Source organism: Phenylobacterium sp. CCH9-H3 (genome assembly GCF_001557235.1).
GTDB lineage: Bacteria > Pseudomonadota > Alphaproteobacteria > Caulobacterales > Caulobacteraceae > Phenylobacterium.
The window spans coordinates 41,629-61,348 of sequence record NZ_LSJI01000246.1 but is presented as its reverse complement, the minus strand read 5'-3'; the positions used below and the strand labels follow the sequence as shown (position 1 = coordinate 61,348).

Below are 19,720 nucleotides of genomic sequence, written 5' to 3'. Positions count from 1 at the left end.
GATCTGGGGCTTCAGGGCCGCGCGCGCCAAGCTCGCGGCCCTGAAGCCCCAGATCAAGGACTGCGCCGGCCTGGAAGCCGCCGCCGCCGGGGCGCAGGGCGTCGTGGCCGGCGACCTGGGCGAGGCCGAGCTGGACGACCTGGCCCCGGCCTTCCGCGACCCCGCGGAAAAGCTGCAGGTGAACCAGGTCTCCGATCCGATCCGGACCTCGGCCGGCCTGCACCTGATCGCCGTCTGCGGCCGCCGCACCGCCGGTGGCGCGCAGACCGACAAGGACCAGATCGAGCGCCGTCTCCGCGGCCAGCAGCTCAGCATGATCGCACGGCGCTACATGCGCGACCTGCGCAACTCGGCCACCATCGAAACCAAGTGATGGCTGGCGAGACGACGTGAGGACCGGCCCCCTCGCCCTGACGCTCGGCGACCCGGCCGGCATCGGCCCGGAGATCGTCGTCAAGGCGTGGCGGGCGTTGAAGGACCAGGGGCCGGCGTTCTTCGTGGTCGGCGATGCGCGCGCGGTCGCCTCCGCCCCGACCTCGACGGCGGGACTGGTGCGGCCCATCTCGTCTCCCTCCGAGGCCGAGGCCCTGTTTCCGACCGCCATCCCGGTCCTGGATCTGCCGTTGCGCGGCCCGGTGGTGGCCGGCCAGCCCTCGCCGGCCGCCGCGCCCGCGATCATCCAGTGGATCGAGACCGCGGTGGGCCTGGCCCTGTCGAAGACGGTGTCCGGCGTCGTCACCGCCCCGATCGCCAAGGCGCCGCTCTACGCCGCCGGCTTCAAGTTTCCCGGCCACACCGAATTCCTCGGCGAGCTGACCGCCGCCGCCAGCTATGACGGCGCGCGCGGCCCCATCATGATGCTGACCGCCGCGGATCTGCGGGTGACGCTGGTGACGGTGCACGAAGCCCTGGCGCGGGTGTCGGCCAAGCTCGACATCCAGGCCGTGGTCAATGCGGGCCTGGTGACCGCCCAGGCGCTTCGCCGCGACTTCGGGGTCGAGCGGCCCCGCGTGGCCGTGGCGGGCCTCAACCCGCACGCGGGCGAGAGCGGCTCCATCGGGCGCGAGGAGGTCGAGATCGTCGAGCCGGCGATCCGGGCGCTGAAGGACCTGGGGGTGGACGCGCGGGGCCCCTATCCGTCGGACACCCTGTTCCCGGCCGAGGTGCGCGCGACCTACGACGCCGCGCTGTGCCTCTATCACGACCAGGCGCTCATCCCGATCAAGATGCTGGATTTCTGGGGCGGGGTGAACGTGACCCTGGGCCTGCCCATCGTCCGCACCTCGCCCGACCACGGCACGGCCTTCGACATCGCCGGGCGTGGGATCGCGCGCCCCGACAGCCTGATCGCCGCCATCCGCCTGGCCGACGAGATCGCGCGGCGACGCCCTTGAGCCTCGAAGACCTGCCCAGCCTGCGCGAGGCGCTGGAAGCCCATGGCCTGTGGGCCAAGAAGGCGTTCGGCCAGCACTTCCTGCTGGACCTCAACGTCACGCGCAAGATCGCCCGCCTGGCGCAGGTGGGCGAAGGCGACCACGTGATCGAGGTGGGGCCCGGGCCCGGCGGGCTGACGCGGGCGCTGCTGGAGACCGGCGCGCGGGTCACCGCCATCGAGATGGACGAGCGGTTCCGCCCGCTGCTGCAGGAGGTGGCGGACGTGGCGCCGAACCTGGCGCTGGTGTTCGCCGACGCCCTCAAGGCCGACGAGGCGGCCATCGCGGCGGGCGCGCCGGCGCACCTGGTGTCGAACCTGCCCTACAACGTCGGCACGCCGCTGCTGATCAAGTGGCTGACCGGACCCTGGACGCCCAAATCCCTGACCCTGATGTTCCAGCGCGAGGTGGCGGACCGGATCACCGAGGGGCCAGGCGACGAGGCCTATGGCCGGCTGGCGGTGATCGTGCAGGCGACCTGCAAGGCCCGGCGGGTCCTGGACGCCCCGGCCCGCGCCTTCACCCCGCCGCCGAAGGTCGATTCCGCCGTGGTGCGGCTGGAGCCCCTGGCCGAGCGGCCCAGCGCCGAACGCCTCGACGCCCTGCAGAAGGTGACGGCGGCCGCCTTCGGGCAGCGGCGCAAGATGCTGCGGTCCAGCCTGAAGGTCCTGGGCGGCGAAGAGCTAATCCTGGCGGCCGGGCTCGACCCCCAGGCCCGGGCCGAAGTGATCCCGGTCGCAGGGTTTCTCGCCCTCGCCGACGCCTGGCTGGCGCGCCGCTAGTCGTCCAGCGGGTCGCTGTGGCCGGGCGGCGTCCAGGGCGGCGGGTCGCTGGCCGGGAACGATTCTTCCCCAGCCTCGTCGACCTCATCATGCTCCGGGCCGCGATCGTCGCGTGGTTCGCTCATGTGGGGGAGTCTAGGCCGTTGCCCCCGGCGTCGCCAACCGCTCCAATGCGCACGGAATCGTGTGGGGAGCCGGCATGCTGACGCTTCTGGGCGTGGCCACGGTGGTGGTCGGCTTCGCCGTGCGGCTGAACCCGCTGCTGGTCGTGACCATCGCCGCCTTCGTCACGGGGATCGCTGCGGGCCTGACCCCTGTGGAGGTGCTGGAGGCGTTCGGCAAGGCGTTCAACGAGAACCGCTTCGTCACCGCCGCCTACCTGGTGCTGCCGGTGGTCGGCGTGGTCGAACGGGCGGGCCTGCAGGAACGCGCGCGGTCGCTGATCGCCCGTTTCAAGGGCGTCTCGGTGGGGCCGTTCCTGATCGGCTACCTGGCCTTCCGGCAGATCACCTCGGCGCTGGGCCTGACCTCCATCGCCGGCCATGCCCAGAGCGTCCGCCCGATGGTCGCGCCCATGGCCGAGGGCGCCGTGGAAGCGCGGACCGGCGAACTGGACGACGCGACCCGGCAGGACGTCCGCGCCATGACCTCGGCGACCGACAACATCGGCCTGTTCTTCGGCGAGGACATCTTCATCGCCATCGGCTCGATCCTGCTGATGGTGGGCTTCCTGGCCGCCAGCGGAATCGTCATCGAGCCGCTCCACCTGTCGCTCTGGGCGATCCCCACGGCCATCGTGGCCTTCGCCCTGCACGCCGGCCGGCTGCTGCTCTTCGACCGCAAGCTGCGGCGGGGACCAGGCGCATGATCAAGCTTTCCGCCGTCTACTTCCTGTCCGGCCTGGTGTTCGCCGCCTTCGCGGTGCTGAGCGCCATGGACGCCAACAACAGGAAGCGCCTCGGCAACGCGGCCTTCTGGGGCCTGGTCGCGGTGAGCTACCTGGCCGGCGACCATCTGGGGGACCTGGGCAACGGGGTCCTGGTGCTGGGCCTGGCGGCCATCGCCGGCTTCGGCCTCCTGGGCCGCGGCCAGCCCGCCACCACCGCTGCGGAGGAACGCAAGGTGCTGGCCGAACGGTTCGGCGAGAAGCTGTTCATCCCGGCCCTGACCCTGCCCGTCGTGGTGGCGTTCGGCGTGCTCGTCCTGAAGCCGCTGGAGCTCGGCGGCACGCCCCTGCTCGACCCCAAGCAGGCGACGCCAATCTCGCTGGCGCTGGCCGCGGTCATCGCGGTCGGCGTGGCGTTGATCCTGCTCCGCCAGCCGCTGATCAGCCCGCTGCAGGAGGGCCGGCGGCTGATGGACACCGTGGGCTGGGCCGCGCTGCTCCCGCAGATGCTGGCGGCCCTAGGCGCGATCTTCGCCCTGGCCGGGGTGGGCGACGTGATCGGGGAGCTGGTCACCACCTGGATCCCCATGGACGCCCGGCTGACGGCGGTGGCGGTCTATTGCCTCGGCATGGCCGGCTTCACGATGATCATGGGCAACGCCTTCGCCGCCTTCCCGGTGATGACCGCGGGCATCGGCCTGCCGATCCTGATCCAGCGGTTCGGCGGCGACCCGGCGGTGGTGGCCTCCATCGGCATGCTGTCCGGCTTCTGCGGGACGCTGATGACCCCGCTGGCCGCCAACTTCAACCTGGTGCCGGCGGCGCTGCTGGAGCTGCCCGACCGGTACGCGGTGATCAAGGCCCAGATCCCCACCGCCCTGCCCCTGCTAATCGCCAATACCGTGCTGATGTATGTCCTCGCCTTCCGCTGACCGATTGACGCCGGATCGGGCGTCGCAGTTCGCGCAGCTGGCGCTCGGCCACGTGGCCCGCGAGTACCCGAACAAGATGGACCACGTCCTGGCCGGGCCGCAGGACGTGCAGGGACCGCGCGACCTGCACCCGATCTTCTTCGGCAGCTTCGACTGGCACTCCTGCGTCCACGGCTACTGGACCCTGGCCACGGTGCTGCGGCTGTACCCGCAGATGGCCGAGGCGCCGGCGATCCGGGCGCTGTTCGACGAGGCCTTCACCGCCGAGAAGGCAGCCGCCGAGACGGCCTATCTCGCACGGCCTCAATCGCGCGGGTTCGAGCGGCCGTACGGCTGGGGTTGGCTGCTGAAACTGCAGGCCGAACTCCTGGCGCACGATGCGCCCTGGGCGGCCGCGCTGCAGCCCCTGGCCGACGCCTTCGCCCAGCGGTTCCGCGACTTCCTGCCCATCGCCACCTATCCGATCCGGACGGGCGTCCACTCCTCCACCAGCTTCGCCATCGCCCTGGCCAGCGACTACGCCCGCGCCGTGGGGGACGAGGCGCTGCTGGCCCTGTTCGCGGCGAAGATGCGCAGCTGGCACCAGGGCGACCGCGACGCCCAGGCGTGGGAGCCGTCGGGGGACGACTTCCTCTCGCCGACCCTGATGACCGCGGAGTGCCTGCGCCGCCTGCTCCCCGCCGAGGCGTTCGCGGAGTGGTTCGCCGCCTACCTCCCGCGCGCAGCGGAACAGGCGCCGGCCAGCCTGTTCATGCCCGCGACCCCCTCGGACCGCACGGACGGCAAGATCGCCCATCTGGACGGGCTGAACCTCTCCCGGGCCTGGTGCTGGCGCAACCTCGCGGCCGCCCTGCCGGAGGGCCATGCGGCCCGGCCGGTCATGGCGGCGGCGGCGGAACGGCACCTGGCCGCCAGCCTGCCCCACGTGGCCGGGGACTACATGGGCGAGCACTGGCTGGCCTCGTTCGCCCTCCTGGCCCTGACCGCGGACTGATCTAGGCGACGGGCTCGGGCGTCTTCTCCAGCACGAAATCGTCCGGGTTCGGCGCCAGGGTGGCTCGCCAGTAGTCGATCAGGCCGAAGGGCCAGTTCTGGCTGACCCGGCCGAAGCTGTTCTTGTACCAGCTGGACACGTGCGGCGAGCCCCAGGCCCAGCCGGCGTTGGCCTCATCCACCCGACGGTTGAAGTCGTCGTGCACCGCCTTCTTGGGTTCAAGCGCGCGGGCCCCGGTCTCGGCCAGCAGCTTGAGGCAGCCGACGATGTAGCGGACCGAGCACTCCGAGAAGAAGATGATCGAGCCGTTCACGACGATGTTGGTGTTGGGCCCGTAGGTGATGAAGAAGTTCGGGAAGCCCGGCACCGTCATGCCCAGATAGGCCTTGGCGTCGCCGCCCCAGGTCTCGTGCAGGTCGCGCCCGCCCCGGCCCTTCACCTTCAGGTACGACAGGAAGTTCGAGGCCTGGAAGCCGGTGCCGTAGATCAGGACGTCGAATTCGTGCTCCACGCCGTCGGCGGTGCGCACGCCGTTGGCGGTGATCTCGGCGACTTTGTCGGTGACGAGGCTGACGTTGTCGCGCTTCAGGGCCGCGATCCAGACGCCGTTGTCCAGCACCGCCCGCTTGCCGCCGATGGGGTACTGCGGGATCACCTTGTCGGCCAGGTCGGGTCGGTCGGCGACCTGCGCCTGCAGCGACAGGGTCGCCATCTCGCGCAGCATGGCGTTCTCCGGCCCCACCGCGGTGGGCGGCCCGCTCCAGGCCGGGTCGGACTTCACCATCGGCAGGAAGCCCTCGGTGGTCATCCAGAACAGGTAGAAGCGGTACCACTTGTCGAAGTAGGGCACGTGCTCCAGCACCCACTTCATGTTGTCCGGTACGTCGTCGTGGTAGTGCGGCACGGGCAGGCCCCAGGGCGGCGTGCGCTGGAAGACGGTCAGGCTGGCCACCTGCGGTGCGATCTCCGGCACGAACTGGTAGGCCGAGGCGCCGGTGCCGATCACCCCCACGCGCTTGCCCTTGAGATCCACGTCGTGCCGCCATTCCGCCGAGTGGAACGCCGGCCCTTCGAAGCTGCCCAGCCCCGGGATGTCCGGCATGCGCGGGCGGTTGAGCTGGCCCACGGCGGTGACCACCGCATTGGCCTCGATGACCTCCGTGCGGCCGTCCTTGCCCTTGAGCGTCACGCGCCAGACGGCCCGCCCCTCGTCCCAGGCCAGGCTCTCGACCAGCGTCTCGAAGCGGATGTGCTTGCGCAGGTCGTACTTGGCGGCGATGCCGCGGAAGTATTCCAGCAGCACCGGCTGGGGCGAGAAATGCTGCGGCCACAGATGGTTGGGCTCGAAGGAATAGCTGTACATGTGGTTCGAGTTGTCCACCCGGCAGCCGGGGTAGGTGTTCTCGAACCAGGTGCCGCCGACGTCGGCGTTCTTGTCCACGATCTGGAACGGCACGCCCGCCTGGCTGAGCCTGATCCCGGTCAGCAGGCCGGACATCCCGGCGCCGATCACCAGCACATTGAGCTTGCGCGCGGCGGCCTTGAGCTGCGGCTGCTCGAACTGCGGATCCTTGGTGCTGCGCCCGTCCAGGGTCAGCTCGTCGAGCAGGAAGTCCACGTACTGCTCGGGGATCGGGGCGCCGGCCACGAAGTCCATCTGCCGGCGCAGGGTCGTGGTATCGGGGTGGGCCATCTGCAGCGGCTTGCCGCCGAGATGAGCCCGGATCGCCTCCGCGGCCGCCTTGCGGGCCTCGGCCTGGCGCGCCTCTGGAACGCCCAGGTCCGCGCGGTCCATGGGGTTGTAGGTGGGCGCCCACTCGGGCCGCAGCCAGCTGGTGTCGCCGGTAAGGTGCACCATGGCCGTAAGGAGCGCCGGCAGGTGCGCGTCCTTCAGCATGTCCTCGAGGTTCGCGGGAACGTCGGCCATCTTGCTCCTGCCCTGTAGGTTATCGTTGTTCTGGTAGGCAGCATGCCTCCCGCCGCCGGCCGGCGGAAGTCCTCACGTCACGTCAATGGCTTGCGTTCTGCGCGGCGCGGATGCGGGCCATGACGTCCTCGGGCAGGATCATGCCCGACGCCGCGAGGTTCTCGCGCAGGTGCTCCGGCCGCGTGGCGCCGAAGACGGCGGCGCTGACGCCGGGGTCGGCGAGGACGTAGGCCAGGGCGGCCTGCGACCCCGACATCTCCGTCAGGCCGTGCAGGAACCCGAAGCGCCGGCCCCGGGCGAGTTCGCCGCGATGCTTGGCGAGGGCGCGGGCGGCGTACCAGAGGTCCTGCGGCCCCTTGAGCCTGGCCAGCAAGGGCCGCGTGTGGCCCATGGCCAGGGGCATGCCCGCCAGCACCCCCTTCCCCGCCGCCGCGGCCCGGGCGATCAGCGGTTCGCGCTCCGGCCGCAGGACGTTGTAGTCCACCATGATCACGTCCACGTCGGCCAGTCCGATGGCGTGGGCCATGACGGCGGGATCGAAGCTGTTCAGGCCCACGGCGCGGACCAGTCCCCGCGCCTTCAGGCCCGCCAGGGTCTCCAGCATGTAGTCGTTCAGCTCATGGATGGCGGGGCCGTGGAGCTGGAGCAGGCCGAGCGCTTCGACCCCGAGGTTTTGGAGACTGCGCTCCGCGCTCGCCACGATGGCCGCGGGCGACATGTCGCGGCCGATGCGCCCGCCGCCGGCGTGATAGGTCCCGGCCTTGGTGGCGATGACCAGGCCGCTGGAGTCGCGCCCCTTCAGGGCCCGTCCGAGGCGCGGCTCGGCCTCGCCGGCCGAATAGCTGGCGCCGGTGTCGAAGAGGGTCACGCCCCGGTCGATGGCCTCATGCACCAGACCGACAGCCGTGGCCTCCTCGAAGCGCGGCTTGCCCCACCAGCTCGCGCAGCCGAAGCCCAGCTCCGATACGGTCAGGCCGGTGCGGCCGAGCGAGCGATAGCGCATCAGCGCGCCGGCCCGAAGGCGCGCTCGACGGCGGGGACCACGACGGCCTTCCAGGCTTCGGTCGTCGGGATCACAAGGTCGAAGTGGCCCGCGCCCTTGATCTCGATGGCTTCGGCCGGATCACCGGCGCCCCGGACCTTGGCGGCATAGGCCTGGCCGGTGTCCGGCGGCATCACGTGGTCGACCTCGCCGTGGATCATGGTGACCGTTACGCCGCTGGGCAGCAGCTCGGCCGGGGAGGTTTCCGCATAGGTGCGCGGCGGCGCGACCTGGACGATCGACGGCCCGCAGGCGCCCGCGAAGACGCCCGCGTGGGGCTTGAGGTCGCCGATCCCGCCGAGGCTCACCACGGCGGCGATCTTCAGCGGTTCGGCGCGCCAGAGCTCGCTATCCTTCGGCAGCCTGGCCCGCGACGCCGCCCAGAGCGCCAGGTGTCCCCCCGCAGAGTGACCGAGCGCCACCACGCGGCCAGCGTCGAGCCCATAGTTCGGCGCTTCGGCGCGCAGGCGATCCACGGCCTCGGCCACGTCCAGGAACGTCCCAGGATAGCCCGCGCCCGCGTCGCCGAGTTTGCGGTACTCGACGTTCCAGACCGCATAGCCGCGCCGCGCGAGATCGGCGGCGATGCCGCTGGTCTGCCGCAGGCCCTCGTACTCCGCCAGGTAGCAGCCGCCGTGGATCAGGATGACCACCGGGTGCGGCCCGAGCCCCTTGGGCACGAACAGCTCGACCACCTGCGCCGGCTCGGCCCCATAGGCGATGCGCGCGTCCGCCTTCGCCTGTGGCTGGGTCATGTAGTCGTGGACGGTCTTCGGTGCGGCCATGGCGGTTGGGGCGGACATGATGAAAGCGAACGCGATCAGCCAGCGCATTGCGCAACGGGCTCCTGTTGGGGCACTAAGCGCGCGCAAGGGCGGCTAGCTCAGCTGGTTAGAGCACCTCGTTTACACCGAGGGGGTCGGGGGTTCGAATCCCTCGCCGCCCACCATGCCCCATCTAGACGGCCTGTCCGCGCGCCTCGCTGGTGTTCTCGTGGCTGAGCCATTTGGCGAAGAAGCGGCCAACGATCAGGAACACCACGCCCGCCCCCGTGGCGATGGCGGCGTGCAGCAGCCAGAACTGGCTGGCGGGCATCTTCTCGAGCAGCGTCCCCAGGATGCCTACCGTCTGGTTCCCGGCGAAGAGGTGCAGGTAGTAGATCCCGATGATGGTGCCGCCCACCGCCGCCGGCGCGGCCCGGGCGTAGAGCGCCAGCGAAACCGGCAGCATGTTCGCGAAGGCGATGCTGTTCAGGATGTGGAACAGCACGCACCACCAGATGCTGACCTGGGTTCCCGTCTGCTCCGCGATCGCGGCGCCGGCCGCCAGGCACAGCACGCCCGAGACCGACACGAAGGCGCCGATGGTCAGCTTGCCGATCTCGTCCGGCTCCTTGAACCGCCTGGCCCACAGCCGCCAGAAGACGACCATGCCGGCGAGGAAGGAGACCGAGGCCACGCTGTCCAGGGTGATGAGCCAGGTGGTCGGAACCTTCTCGCCGCCGAAGGTCAGGTCGACGCTGCGGTCGGCCCATACGAGATAGGCGTTGAAGATCTGCTGGTTGCAGAGCACCGAGGCCGACAGCACCGGCAGCAGCAGGATGAGGAGCAGGATCGTGCGCCCTTCGCCGGGCTGCAGTTTCGGCCGCGCCGTCTTCCGGCCCCGGCGCAGGGGCGGATCGGGCGGCAGGTGGCGGCGGCCCGCCAGGTAGATGACCAGGGCCACCAGCATGCCGACGCCCGCCACCCCGAAGCCGTAGTGCCAGCCCACCTTCTCGCCCAGCGTGCCGGCGATGAGCGGGGCGGCGATCACGCCGGCGTTGATGCCCAGGTAGAAGATCTGGAAGGCGTCGGCCCGGCGCAGGTCCCCCTCGCCGTAGAGCGAGCCCACCTGGCCGGCGATGTTCCCCTTGAAGCAGCCGGTGCCCAGGACGAGGCACAGGAGGGCCAACAGGAACGAGGCGTCGAAGGCCATGAGGAAGTGGCCCGCCGCCATCAGCAGCCCGCCCAGGACGATCGTCCGCGTCTTGCCCAGCAGCTGGTCGGCCAGGATCCCCCCCAAGATCGGGGTCAGGTAGACGAGGCTGGTGTAGAGCCCGAAGATCGCCGAGGCGATGGCCTGGGTGGACGCGCCGGGGTGATAGACCGCCTGGATGATCCGCTCGAACGCCGCGAAGCCGGCGATCTGCTCCACGTGGGGCGTCAGCAGCAGCGTCTTGGTCATGTAGAGGACCAGCAGCGACTGCATGCCGTAGTAAGAGAACCGCTCCCAGGCCTCGGTGAAGGCGAGATAGCCCAGCGCCTTCGGGTGGCCCAGAAAGGCCGTATCGCCGCGGTCGGCGGTCGTACTCGTCATCGGATTCTCCAACCCCGCCGGAACTTAGAAGGAAAAACCCGGCTTGAGGAAGGCCGCGGCAAGCAATGACCCTCCAATCAGGGCGAAGACGACCGCGGCGGCGATCCGCACGTAGCGCAACGGCACGATCCGGGTCGCGGCCTCGCCCAGGAACACCGCCGGCACATTGGCGATCATCATGCCGAGCGTCGTGCCGGCGGCGACGATGGCGATGTCCTGGAACCGCGCGGCCAGCAGCGTCGTGGCGATCTGGGTCTTGTCGCCGATCTCCACCAGGAAGAACGCCACCAGCGTGGTGAGGAAGACGCCGCCCGCCTTACGACCGCCGGCCTCCTCGTCGTCCTTGTCCGGGATGAGCGCCCAGGCCGCCATGGCGAGGAAGCCGACGGCTACGAGGATCTGGAACGCCGGGCCGGAGAGGTACTTCGCCACCACAAACCCGAGCGTCGCCGCCAGGCCGTGGTTCAGGAGCGTCGCCACCAGGATGCCCAGGATGATCGGCCCCGGCCGGCGGAACCTCGCCGCCAACATGATGGCGAGAAGCTGGGTCTTGTCGCCGATCTCGGCGAGGGCCACGAGGCCGGTGGAAATCAGGAAGGGTTCCAAGGAGCACACACCCGGGACGCGGCGTTCGACACGACGACGCAAAGCCTCCGCCGCGCCCGTGGGCTATGGAGGCCGCATCGCCGGTCTCGCCAATCCAGGCCCGAAGGCCTGCCGCACGCGCCATGGCCCGGAAAAGGACCAAGTCTGTTGACGCGGGCTCCGCTGTGGTGCGGACGGCTACTCCCCGAAGAGGCTCGCCTCCTAACCTACGGCCGGGGCCCACGCCAAACGAAAAGAGCGGCCGCGACAGGCGGCCGCCCCTTTCAGATCCCCCTTTTGGATCAGCTGTTGAGCGTGCTCTTCAGCGAATCGCCCACGCGGAAGCGGCAGGTCTGCGACGCCGGACGCTTCACCTTTTCGCCCGTGCGCGGGTTGCGCGCGACGCCGGCGGCCCGCTTCACGGGCACGAAACTGCCAAAGCCGACCAGACGGACCTCATTGCCCGCCTTCAGCGAGGTCGAGACGGACTCCATGAAGGCGTCCAGGGCCTCTTTGGCCTGCGCCTTGTTCAAGCCCGCCCTGTCGGCGATCGCCGAGACGAGTTCGGCCTTCGTCATATGTGTTTTCTCCCAGCCCAATTCTCTTCTCTGGCGTGGCAGGTCTTGGGCCTCGCCCGCCTACGCCTTGTTCGAATTCACGCATGGGAAAGCGTGGCCGTCAAACGGCAGCGGCGCGGGAATCCCTTCCCGCGCCGCGCCTGTCACAGAATTTGATCGCGGACCGGCCGGGGCCGGCCGCGATACCGGTGTTTCTAACTAGTGGAGACCGACCTGGTCGGCGGCGTCGTCGCCGTCGACCGCCACCGCCACCGGCGTGGGCTCGGTCCATTCGATCGCCACCGGCTGACGAACCAGGGCCTTGGCCAGGACCTCGTCCATGGTGGTGACCGGGATGATCTCCATCGCCGACTTCACGTTCTCCGGGATGTCGGCCAGGTCCTTCTCGTTCTCCTGCGGGATCAGCACGGTCTTCACGCCGGAGCGCATGGCCGCGAGCAGCTTCTCCTTCAGGCCGCCGATGGCGGTCACCCGGCCCCGCAGCGTGACTTCGCCGGTCATGGCGATGTCAGCCCGGATCGGGATGCCCGTCAGGACGGAGACGATGGCCGTGGCCATGGCCGCGCCGGCGGACGGACCGTCCTTGGGCGTGGCGCCGTCCGGCACGTGGATGTGGACGTCGGTCCGTTCGAAGGACGGCGGCTCGATGCCGAACTTCGTGGCGCGGCTGCGGACATAGCTGTTCGCCGCCGCGATCGACTCCTTCATCACGTCCTTCAGGTTGCCCGTGATGGACATGCGGCCCTTGCCCGGCATCTTGACCGCCTCGATGGTCAGGATGTCGCCGCCGAAGTCGGTGTAGGCCAGGCCCGTGATGATGCCCACCGCGTCCTCGGCGTCGGTCTCGCCATAGCGGTACTTCTTGACGCCCGCGTACTTGGCCAGCCGTTCCGCATCGACCGTGATCGACTTGAGGCCCTCACGGCCCAGGTCGCGCACCGTCTTCCGCGCCAGGTTGCCCAGCTCGCGCTCCAGGCTCCGGACGCCGGCTTCGCGGGTGTAGTAGCGGATGAGATCGCGAATGGTCTCTTCCGGCACCACGAACTCTTCCGGCTTCAGGCCGTGGTCCTTGGTCAGCTTGGGCAGCACGTGCCGCTTGGCGATCTCGACCTTCTCGTCCTCGGTGTAGCCGGGGATGCGGATGATCTCCATGCGGTCCAGCAGCGGCTGGGGCATGTTGAGCGAGTTGGCCGTGGTGACGAACATCACCGGCGACAGGTCGTAGTCGACCTCCAGGTAGTGGTCGGCGAAGGTGGAGTTCTGCGCCGGGTCCAGCACCTCGAGCAGGGCCGACGACGGGTCGCCCCGCCAGTCCGAGCCCATCTTGTCGATCTCGTCCAGCAGGAAGAAGGCGTTGGTGGTCTTGGCCTTCTTCATCGACTGGATGACCTTGCCGGGCATCGAGCCGATGTAGGTGCGACGGTGACCGCGGATCTCCGCCTCGTCGCGCACGCCGCCCAGGGAGACCCGGACGAACTCGCGGCTGGTGGCCTTGGCGATGGACTTGCCCAGCGAGGTCTTGCCGACGCCGGGCGGGCCGACCAGGCACAGGATCGGGCCCTTCAGGGTGCCCACGCGGCTCTGGACCGCCAGGTACTCCAGGATCCGTTCCTTGACCTTGTCGAGGCCGTAGTGGTCCTCGTTCAGGATGTCCTCGGCCTTCTGCAGGTCGATGGGCTTCTGCTTGGCCTTGCCCCACGGGATCGACAGCAGCCAGTCCAGATAGTTCCGGACCACCGTGCTCTCGGCCGACATCGGGCTCATGTTGCGGAGTTTCTTCAGCTCCGCCTCAGCCTTGGTGCGGGCTTCCTTGGACAGCTTGGTCTTCTTGATCCGCTTCTCGAGCTCGATCAGCTCATCGCGGTGGTCGTCCTGTTCGCCCAGCTCGCGCTGGATCGCCTTCATCTGTTCGTTGAGGTAGTACTCGCGCTGGGTCTTCTCCATCTGCCGCTTCACGCGGTTCCGGATCTTCTTCTCGGTCTGCATGACCGAGATCTCGCCCTCCATGAGGGCGTAGACCTTCTCCAGGCGCTTCACGACGTTGAAGACTTCCAGAAGCTGCTGCTTCTCGGCGATCTTGACGCTGAGGTGCCCCGCGATGCGGTCCGCCAGCTCGGACGGATTGTCGATCTGCGGGATCGCGGCCAGCGCCTCAGGCGGCACCTTCTTGTTCAGCTTAACGTAGTTCTCGAACTGCTCGATCACCGCGCGGCTCAGGGCCTCGGCCTCGGGCGAGCCCGCGCCGTCTTCCTGGACCATGGCGATCTCGGCCTCGTAGTAGTCGCCCGAGCCGGTGAAGCGGGTCACGCCCGCCCGCGCCTTGCCCTCGACCAGCACCTTGACGGTGCCGTCGGGCAGCTTCAGCAGCTGGAGGATCGTGGCGACCACGCCCACGTCGTAGATGGCGTTGGGCGACGGATCGTCGTCGTCCTTGTCCTTCTGGGTGGCCAGAAGGATCTGCTTGCCCTCGGCGCGCATGGCTTCTTCGAGCGCGCGCACGGACTTCTCCCGGCCGACAAACAGCGGAACCGGCTGGTGGGGGAAGACCACGATGTCCCGCAAGGGCAGGATCGGCAGGATTTTGGTCTCTGACATGATGCTCTAACTCCTGGCGGGCCCGTTTTGTCTCAGACCTCGCCGATCGGATCGCGGTCACTCAAACGATGCGCTTGAGTCGGACGACCCGTCCGCCGCTGGGGGGCGGCTGTTCGATGTTTTATGTGGACGGTTTCCAACGCCTTTCAAGCGGAGGAACAACCGTGCGCGACACTGCGTCCCATCGCCCCAGTAGGGTCAGCTTGAGCAGGAAGACGCCGGGCGACGCGCATGGTCATGCCCCGAACACGACCGGTCAGATAGGGTTTCCAGCCGTTTGTCTCAAGAGTGGCGTCGCGCGGCCCTCTACAGGCTCGCCAGGTGGACGAAGGCGCCTGAGACCAGCCGGCGCCCTTCGAAGATGACGCCATCGTCGGGATCGGGCTGGACGCGCGGATCGGCCAAGGCCTTCGCCAGGCCCTCGTCCCGCGCCCGCCTGTCCGGCCACTCCGTCCACGACAGGATCACCGTTTCGCCCTTCACGGCCCCGGCGGCCGCCGCGAAGTCGCGCAGATCGCCGTCCAGCGTCGGGCGGGCCTCCTCGGCGTGGAACGACGCGCCCTCGCCGCCCTGGTTATCGAGCAGGATGTCGACGATCTTGAGCGCGCCATACTCGCGATAGACGGCCCCGATCCGCCGGGAGAAGTCACGATAGGCGTCCAGCTTCGCCGGCGAGATCGGGATCAGGTAGGCGTCGTAGTAGGGCATGGCGCATCCATGGCTGCGTAGGCCAGCCTAGCGAAGCGCCGGGCGTCGGCCCAGGCCTCACCCGTCGCCAGCCGCCGACGGGGCCCCAACAGACCTGGCCCTCGCCCTCGGCGAGCGCTGCCGCGAGGCGGGGTAGAGCGCATGGAGCGCCCGCGGCCGCGCACGCCGACTTGCAGCGCAGGCGACGTGATCGGATCTGGAGATCCCGGGCAGCCCGGACCGCCGGGGCGACGCCTTGGCAGGATGGGGCGATCAGCTCGAGTCGGCGCCCGAGGGGTTCGCGGCCGCCGCGTCTTCCGTCTCGCCGGCATCGTCGTCGGACCGCCAGCGGACGTCGGGCAGTTCGCGCCACCCGCGGGCGGCGAGTTCGGGTAGGCCGAGGCTCGTGCACAGGCGCACGACATGCTCGTCCAGGGGTTCGGCCACCCAGGCGTCGTCGTCGGCCTTCAGGCCGAAGGTGTTGTCGCGGACCTGGATCCGCAGGCGCTCGTCCAGGAGGTCGAAGAGGTAGCCGACGTCGTCGCCCTCTTCGTCCTCGGTCTCTTCGTGTTCGTACTCCGACCAGATCACGCGCTGGGCCGCCGCTCGCAGGGCGTCGCGGCGCTCGGCGATGCGGCCGGACTCGCGCGGCGGCGTGGGCGGCAGGGGCCTGGGCGGCGGCGGCGGGACCTCGCGCTCGCGGCGCTCGCGGTCGGCCTTGAGCCGCGCATGCAGCGCCAGGCTCTGGCGCAGCGAGCGGGAAATCCGCTGGTAGGCCCGCGACAGGTTGGCCACCTCGTCCGGATCCTCGGTCGAGATCGCACAGGCATGGACGTGCCGCGCCAGCGACATATCCAGGCCCGCCAGCTCGGCGAGCAGGGCCTCTGCGGGATCGATGTCGTGGAACGGGGCGTCCATGCCCGGCAGTGGACCACAGCGGTGCGTCAGATACGGTCGCAGCTGCTGCGAACGGCAGAGAGATGTTTGGAGGGTGCGAGCGTCGGTGGGGAGCAGGCCTAGTTCAGCCCCATGCTGCGAGTGCGGCGACGACCGCCACACCGACGATCGGAGGCAGGGTCAGCGGACGTGGTGGACGTCGCGACAGCGTGGAATGCGGCCCTATCCGCAAGCGAGTGGCAGTCCTTGGCTGTAGCGATAACCAAGCAACGAACGCCGGCGAACAAGCTTTATGCGGTCACCAACGGCGCAGGTGGCTCCACGGCTGATGCGGACCAGCGCGTCGCGGTCATCTATTCGGACGCGCGCCAGGGGGAAGGTTCCGTAGTCGGTTTCACGAAGTCCAAACCCCTGCACGGTGCCGAAGACAACCGTCGGCGGCCCACCGCTTAGCGAGAACGCGATAAGCAGGGCGCCCACGGCTCCAATCAGCAGCACACCGAGAAGGAGGCCGATTGCACCATCGTACGGTCCTGCGCTGCCGAGCTCTGCACTAAGCCGTCGGATCGAAGCCAAGGTGGGGCGCGTGGAGCTTCGTTTCATTTCACCAACCGACTGCGCGGCTAACTGCGCGCAAGGTCCTCAGCAACCTTAGTCTTAGACATGAAGCGATCAAACCGACGCGAACGTCTGCAATGGGTGGGAGGCGGACCTCCCTGGTCCGCCTAGCTTTCGGGAAGGCGCGACCGGTCCAACCGCATCCGCCTGGCCAATTTGCTCATACCAAACATCGCAGCAGAGCCGAGCAGCAGCCCGCATACAACGACGACTGCAAGACCGCGGTCACCGCCCAAGAGAAAGCCTGCTCGGAGTTGGACTATCATCGCAGTTGCCCCCACTACCGCCACCCCCAGGACGAGGACTGCGCCAAGTAGGCTCAACTTTTGGATCATCAGGAGTTCGGTCGTGGTGTTCTTCCTATCTCCCCGGAAGAGAAAGGAATGACCGGCCTGCTGGCTGGTCGCATCGCCGTCCGCAATAGCTCGCAGGGGATCAGATCGCATACAGCGATGCTTGCTAGTTCCCTGAGCTTGTCAACGACAGACCAACTTGCTCGGAATGTCCGCCATGGGTCGGAAGCGGTCCCTCGCCTCCCCCGTTTCGCGTGGAGGTAGGAGCAGCCTCTAGCCCAGGGCCTCTTCCACCCAGTCCAGGCGGTCCTGGCCGAAGAACATCTCGTCGCCGACGAAGAAGGTGGGCGCGCCGAAGGCGCCGCGGGCCACGGCGCGTTCGGTCGTGGCTTTCAGGCGCGCCTTCGTTCCCTCGTCCTCGATGAGCGCCCGGAACTCCTCGCCCCCAACGCCGGCGCGCGCCAGGACGGGGCCCATCTCCGCGGGATCGCCCAGGTTCTTCGGGTCCTGCCACATGGCGTCGAAGACGGCGGTGACATAGGCCATGAACCTTGGGTCGTCCTGCAGCCCCGCCGCGCCGCGCATGAGGTGCAGGGTGTTGATGGGGAAGAAGGGGTTTCGCGCGAACGGCACGCCGTGGCGCTGGGCGAACCGCGCCAGGTCGACGCTGGTCCAGGCGCCCTTGGCCGGGATCTCGGCGGGCGAGTGGTTGCCCGTGGCCTTGAACACCCCGCCCAGCAGGAAGGGCTGGTAGTCGATGCTCGCGCCCGTCCGCTCGGCGATCCGCGGCAGGCGCTTGAAGGCGACGTAGCTGGCCGGGCTGCCGACGTCGAAGAGGAACTCCACCGTCCTGCCCATCAGAAGGCCTCCATCCAGGGCCGCAGATCCAGCTCGTGGGTCCAGGCGTCGCGCGGCTGGCCGTGCAGCATCCAATAGGCGTCCGCGATGTGGTCGGGATTGAGGATGCCGTCCTGCGCCTTCAGGGCGTGGCGCTCGGGGAAGTTCTCGGCGATCCAGGCGGTGTCGATGGCGCCGTCGATGATGGTGTGGGCCACGTGGACGCCCTTGGGCCCCAGCTCCCGCGCCATGCTCTGGCTCAGGGCGCGCAGGCCGTGCTTGGCGGACGAGAAGGCCGCGAAGCCCTCGCGCCCGCGCACGCTGGCGGTCGCCCCCGTGAAGATGATCGTGCCCCGCCCCCGCGGCGTCATCCGCTTCGCCGCCTCGCGGCCGGCCAGGAAGCCGGAGAAGCAGGCCATTTCCCAGACCTTGAAGAACACCCGGCTGGTGGTCTCGGCGATCGGGAAACGCACGTTCGCCCCGATGTTGAAGACGCAGGCCTCGATGGGCGCGATCTCGTCCTCCACCCTGTCGAACAGGGCGACCATCTGTTCCTCGTTGCGGGCGTCGACGCCGAACGGGTGGGCCCGGCCGCCCTCCCCGCGGATCGTCTCGGCCAGAGGCTCCAGCTGGTCGGCGTTGCGGCGGACGATCACCGCTTCGAAGCCCTCGCGGGCGAACCTGCGGGCGATGGCGCCGCCGAGGGCGTCGCCGGCGCCGATGACGATGATCGACCTGCTCATGCCGGCATTAGATGATGATCGTCATATTCAGGCAAGCGCGGCCACGAAAAAGGCCCCGCAGAATGTCTGCGGGGCCTTTCAGATGTCGTGACGGGACGGCTTACGCCGCGCCGCCCTTGTCGCGGCGTTCGGCGTAGATGATCAGCGGCTGGGCCCGGCCTTCGATGACCTCGGCGTTGACCACCACCTCTTCGACGCCGTCGTAGGTCGGCAGCTCGTACATGGTGTCGAGCAGCACGCCTTCCAGGATCGAGCGCAGGCCGCGCGCGCCGGTCTTCCGCTGGATGGCCTTGCGGGCCACGGCGTTCAGCGCGTCGTCGGTGAAGGTCAGGCCCACGTTCTCCATCTCGAAGAGGCGGACGTACTGCTTCACGAACGCGTTCTTCGGCTCGGTGAGGATCTTCACCAGGGCCTTCTCGTCCAGGTCGTCGAGCGTGGCGATCACCGGCAGACGGCCGATGAACTCCGGAATCAGGCCGAAGCGCAGCAGGTCGTCCGGCTCCACCTGGCGGAAGATCTCGCCGGTGCGGCGCGCGTCGGGGTCCGAGACCTTGGCGCCGAAGCCCACCGACGTGCCCTGGCCGCGTGCGGAAATGATCTTCTCGAGGCCCGCGAAGGCGCCGCCGCAGATGAACAGGATGTTGGTGGTGTCGACCTGCAGGAACTCCTGCTGGGGATGTTTGCGCCCGCCCTGCGGCGGCACGGAGGCGACGGTGCCTTCCATGATCTTCAGCAGCGCCTGCTGGACGCCCTCGCCCGACACGTCGCGGGTGATCGAGGGGTTGTCCGACTTGCGGCTGATCTTGTCGACCTCGTCGATGTATACGATGCCGCGCTGGGCCCGCTCGACGTTGTAGTCGGCCGCCTGCAGCAGCTTCAGGATGATGTTCTCGACGTCCTCGCCCACATAGCCGGCTTCGGTGAGCGTCGTCGCGTCGGCGACCGTGAACGGCACGTCGATGATTCGGGCCAGGGTCTGGGCCAGCAGGGTCTTGCCGGTGCCGGTGGGACCGATCAGCAGGATGTTGGCCTTGCCCAGCTCGACGTCGTTGTTCTTCGTCGCGTGGTTGAGGCGCTTGTAGTGGTTGTGGACCGCGACCGAGAGGACCTTCTTGGCGTGGTCCTGGCCGATCACGTAATCGTCGAGGACTTCACGGATCTCCTTGGGAGTCGGCACGCCGTCCTTGGACTTCACGAAAGAGATCTTGTGCTCTTCGCGAATGATATCCATGCACAGTTCGACGCATTCATCGCAGATGAACACGGTCGGGCCCGCAATCAACTTGCGAACTTCATGCTGGCTCTTGCCGCAGAAAGAGCAATACAGAGTGCTCTTCGAGTCTCCGCTGGCAGCCTTGGTCATGGTCTCATCTCACTCTCTCGACGAGGCCGGCCGGTGGACTTGTTCGGCCTCGCCCCGGGCGTTGCGCCCTAGCCTTGCAGGATACGCGCCGCGGGTTGTCCAAGTCTTGACATTCCCTGATCCGCGCCGGGATCACAAGCCTTCGCTCACCGGAGCGACAAAGTGTGGCGCGA

The 19,720-nt window shown here is 68.9% G+C and carries 19 protein-coding genes, 1 tRNA gene and 1 riboswitch; of the genes, 7 read left to right on the top strand and 13 right to left on the bottom strand.

Annotation, left to right across the window (positions count from 1 at the left end):
* The 3 genes from AX721_RS21915 to rsmA all read left to right on the top strand — a co-directional run.
* A partial coding sequence (locus AX721_RS21915) for a peptidylprolyl isomerase (RefSeq protein WP_197422672.1) occupies positions 1–373 on the top strand: 373 nt, incomplete at its 5' end.
* Positions 374–389: 16 nt separating this feature from the next.
* Positions 390–1,394: a 4-hydroxythreonine-4-phosphate dehydrogenase PdxA gene (gene pdxA / locus AX721_RS21910; protein ID WP_068878096.1), complete on the top strand. Its 1,005-nt coding sequence runs from the start codon at positions 390–392 to the stop codon at positions 1,392–1,394.
* Positions 1,391–2,215, top strand: a complete 825-nt coding sequence (rsmA, locus tag AX721_RS21905; RefSeq protein ID WP_068878095.1) for a 16S rRNA (adenine(1518)-N(6)/adenine(1519)-N(6))-dimethyltransferase RsmA — start codon at positions 1,391–1,393, stop codon at positions 2,213–2,215. Before pdxA ends, rsmA begins: the two co-directional genes overlap by 4 nt.
* On the opposite strand, the gene AX721_RS28625 is transcribed toward rsmA, so the two are convergent.
* Positions 2,212–2,340: a hypothetical protein gene (locus AX721_RS28625; RefSeq protein WP_255355320.1), complete on the bottom strand. Its 129-nt coding sequence runs from the start codon at positions 2,338–2,340 to the stop codon at positions 2,212–2,214. The genes rsmA and AX721_RS28625 overlap by 4 nt on opposite strands.
* Positions 2,341–2,414: 74 nt before the next feature.
* Here AX721_RS28625 and AX721_RS21900 point away from each other — a divergent pair, with 74 nt between their 5' ends.
* The 3 genes from AX721_RS21900 to AX721_RS21890 are packed head-to-tail and all read left to right on the top strand — an operon-like array spanning position 2,415 to position 5,027.
* Complete coding sequence (locus AX721_RS21900) at positions 2,415–3,083, top strand: DUF969 domain-containing protein (protein WP_068878094.1); 669 nt, start codon at positions 2,415–2,417, stop codon at positions 3,081–3,083.
* Positions 3,080–4,033, top strand: a complete 954-nt coding sequence (locus AX721_RS21895; RefSeq protein WP_068878093.1) for a DUF979 domain-containing protein — start codon at positions 3,080–3,082, stop codon at positions 4,031–4,033. Before AX721_RS21900 ends, AX721_RS21895 begins: the two co-directional genes overlap by 4 nt.
* On the top strand, positions 4,014–5,027 hold the full coding sequence (locus tag AX721_RS21890; RefSeq protein ID WP_068878092.1) for a DUF2891 domain-containing protein: 1,014 nt from the start codon (positions 4,014–4,016) through the stop codon (positions 5,025–5,027). Before AX721_RS21895 ends, AX721_RS21890 begins: the two co-directional genes overlap by 20 nt.
* Position 5,028: 1 nt before the next feature.
* On the opposite strand, the gene AX721_RS21885 is transcribed toward AX721_RS21890, so the two are convergent.
* From AX721_RS21885 to AX721_RS21875, 3 genes are all read right to left on the bottom strand, one after another.
* Entirely contained in the window at positions 5,029–6,954 is a 1,926-nt protein-coding gene (locus AX721_RS21885) for an NAD(P)/FAD-dependent oxidoreductase (RefSeq protein ID WP_068878091.1), read from the bottom strand.
* An 82-nt stretch (positions 6,955–7,036) separates the two neighbouring features.
* Positions 7,037–7,957 (bottom strand): aldo/keto reductase, encoded by a 921-nt coding sequence (locus AX721_RS21880; protein ID WP_068878090.1) that lies wholly within the window; start codon positions 7,955–7,957, stop codon positions 7,037–7,039.
* Positions 7,957–8,829, bottom strand: coding sequence for an alpha/beta hydrolase (locus tag AX721_RS21875; protein ID WP_068878089.1), 873 nt, complete (start codon positions 8,827–8,829; stop codon positions 7,957–7,959). Before AX721_RS21875 ends, AX721_RS21880 begins: the two co-directional genes overlap by 1 nt.
* Before the next feature lie 39 nt (positions 8,830–8,868).
* Between AX721_RS21875 and AX721_RS21870 the strand changes: the two genes are divergently transcribed.
* A tRNA-Val gene (locus AX721_RS21870) sits at positions 8,869–8,945 on the top strand.
* A gap of 8 nt (positions 8,946–8,953) precedes the next feature.
* Here AX721_RS21870 and AX721_RS21865 read toward each other — a convergent pair.
* The 9 genes from AX721_RS21865 to clpX all read right to left on the bottom strand — a co-directional run bounded on the left by AX721_RS21865 (position 8,954) and on the right by clpX (position 19,547).
* Positions 8,954–10,351, bottom strand: a complete 1,398-nt coding sequence (locus AX721_RS21865; protein ID WP_068878088.1) for a peptide MFS transporter — start codon at positions 10,349–10,351, stop codon at positions 8,954–8,956.
* A gap of 24 nt (positions 10,352–10,375) precedes the next feature.
* Complete coding sequence (locus AX721_RS21860; protein WP_068878087.1) at positions 10,376–10,957, bottom strand: TMEM165/GDT1 family protein; 582 nt, start codon at positions 10,955–10,957, stop codon at positions 10,376–10,378.
* Positions 10,958–11,018: 61 nt separating this feature from the next.
* Positions 11,019–11,150: riboswitch (yybP-ykoY riboswitch) on the bottom strand.
* 88 nt (positions 11,151–11,238) lie between these two features.
* Complete coding sequence (locus AX721_RS21855; RefSeq protein ID WP_068878086.1) at positions 11,239–11,514, bottom strand: HU family DNA-binding protein; 276 nt, start codon at positions 11,512–11,514, stop codon at positions 11,239–11,241.
* 198 nt (positions 11,515–11,712) lie between these two features.
* Entirely contained in the window at positions 11,713–14,109 is a 2,397-nt protein-coding gene (gene lon, locus AX721_RS21850; protein ID WP_068878085.1) for an endopeptidase La, read from the bottom strand.
* Between the two features lie 306 nt (positions 14,110–14,415).
* Positions 14,416–14,817: a DUF1428 domain-containing protein gene (locus AX721_RS21845; protein WP_068878084.1), complete on the bottom strand. Its 402-nt coding sequence runs from the start codon at positions 14,815–14,817 to the stop codon at positions 14,416–14,418.
* Between the two features lie 252 nt (positions 14,818–15,069).
* On the bottom strand, positions 15,070–15,714 hold the full coding sequence (locus AX721_RS21840; RefSeq protein WP_068878083.1) for a hypothetical protein: 645 nt from the start codon (positions 15,712–15,714) through the stop codon (positions 15,070–15,072).
* A gap of 1,163 nt (positions 15,715–16,877) precedes the next feature.
* On the bottom strand, positions 16,878–17,462 hold the full coding sequence (locus AX721_RS21830) for a 2-hydroxychromene-2-carboxylate isomerase (RefSeq protein ID WP_068878081.1): 585 nt from the start codon (positions 17,460–17,462) through the stop codon (positions 16,878–16,880).
* A complete protein-coding gene (locus tag AX721_RS21825) occupies positions 17,462–18,184 on the bottom strand; it encodes an SDR family oxidoreductase (RefSeq protein WP_068878080.1) in 723 nt (240 codons plus the stop codon). Before AX721_RS21825 ends, AX721_RS21830 begins: the two co-directional genes overlap by 1 nt.
* A gap of 100 nt (positions 18,185–18,284) precedes the next feature.
* Positions 18,285–19,547, bottom strand: coding sequence for an ATP-dependent Clp protease ATP-binding subunit ClpX (gene clpX / locus AX721_RS21820; RefSeq protein WP_068878079.1), 1,263 nt, complete (start codon positions 19,545–19,547; stop codon positions 18,285–18,287).
* Positions 19,548–19,720 lie beyond the last annotated feature (173 nt).

Bases quoted from the DNA above. Each gene is read 5' to 3' on its own strand.
- AX721_RS28625 (WP_255355320.1), bottom strand. From the start codon at position 2,340: ATGAGCGAACCACGCGACGATCGCGGCCCGGAGCATGATGAGGTCGAC.
- AX721_RS21900 (WP_068878094.1), top strand. From the start codon at position 2,415: ATGCTGACGCTTCTGGGCGTGGCCACGGTGGTGGTCGGCTTCGCCGTG.
- AX721_RS21895 (WP_068878093.1), top strand. From the start codon at position 3,080: ATGATCAAGCTTTCCGCCGTCTACTTCCTGTCCGGCCTGGTGTTCGCC.
- AX721_RS21890 (WP_068878092.1), top strand. From the start codon at position 4,014: ATGTCCTCGCCTTCCGCTGACCGATTGACGCCGGATCGGGCGTCGCAG.
- AX721_RS21885 (WP_068878091.1), bottom strand. From the start codon at position 6,954: ATGGCCGACGTTCCCGCGAACCTCGAGGACATGCTGAAGGACGCGCAC.
- AX721_RS21880 (WP_068878090.1), bottom strand. From the start codon at position 7,957: ATGCGCTATCGCTCGCTCGGCCGCACCGGCCTGACCGTATCGGAGCTG.
- AX721_RS21875 (WP_068878089.1), bottom strand. From the start codon at position 8,829: ATGCGCTGGCTGATCGCGTTCGCTTTCATCATGTCCGCCCCAACCGCC.
- AX721_RS21865 (WP_068878088.1), bottom strand. From the start codon at position 10,351: ATGACGAGTACGACCGCCGACCGCGGCGATACGGCCTTTCTGGGCCAC.
- AX721_RS21855 (WP_068878086.1), bottom strand. From the start codon at position 11,514: ATGACGAAGGCCGAACTCGTCTCGGCGATCGCCGACAGGGCGGGCTTG.
- lon (WP_068878085.1), bottom strand. From the start codon at position 14,109: ATGTCAGAGACCAAAATCCTGCCGATCCTGCCCTTGCGGGACATCGTG.
- AX721_RS21845 (WP_068878084.1), bottom strand. From the start codon at position 14,817: ATGCCCTACTACGACGCCTACCTGATCCCGATCTCGCCGGCGAAGCTG.
- AX721_RS21840 (WP_068878083.1), bottom strand. From the start codon at position 15,714: ATGGACGCCCCGTTCCACGACATCGATCCCGCAGAGGCCCTGCTCGCC.
- AX721_RS21830 (WP_068878081.1), bottom strand. From the start codon at position 17,462: ATGGGCAGGACGGTGGAGTTCCTCTTCGACGTCGGCAGCCCGGCCAGC.
- AX721_RS21825 (WP_068878080.1), bottom strand. From the start codon at position 18,184: ATGAGCAGGTCGATCATCGTCATCGGCGCCGGCGACGCCCTCGGCGGC.
- clpX (WP_068878079.1), bottom strand. From the start codon at position 19,547: ATGACCAAGGCTGCCAGCGGAGACTCGAAGAGCACTCTGTATTGCTCT.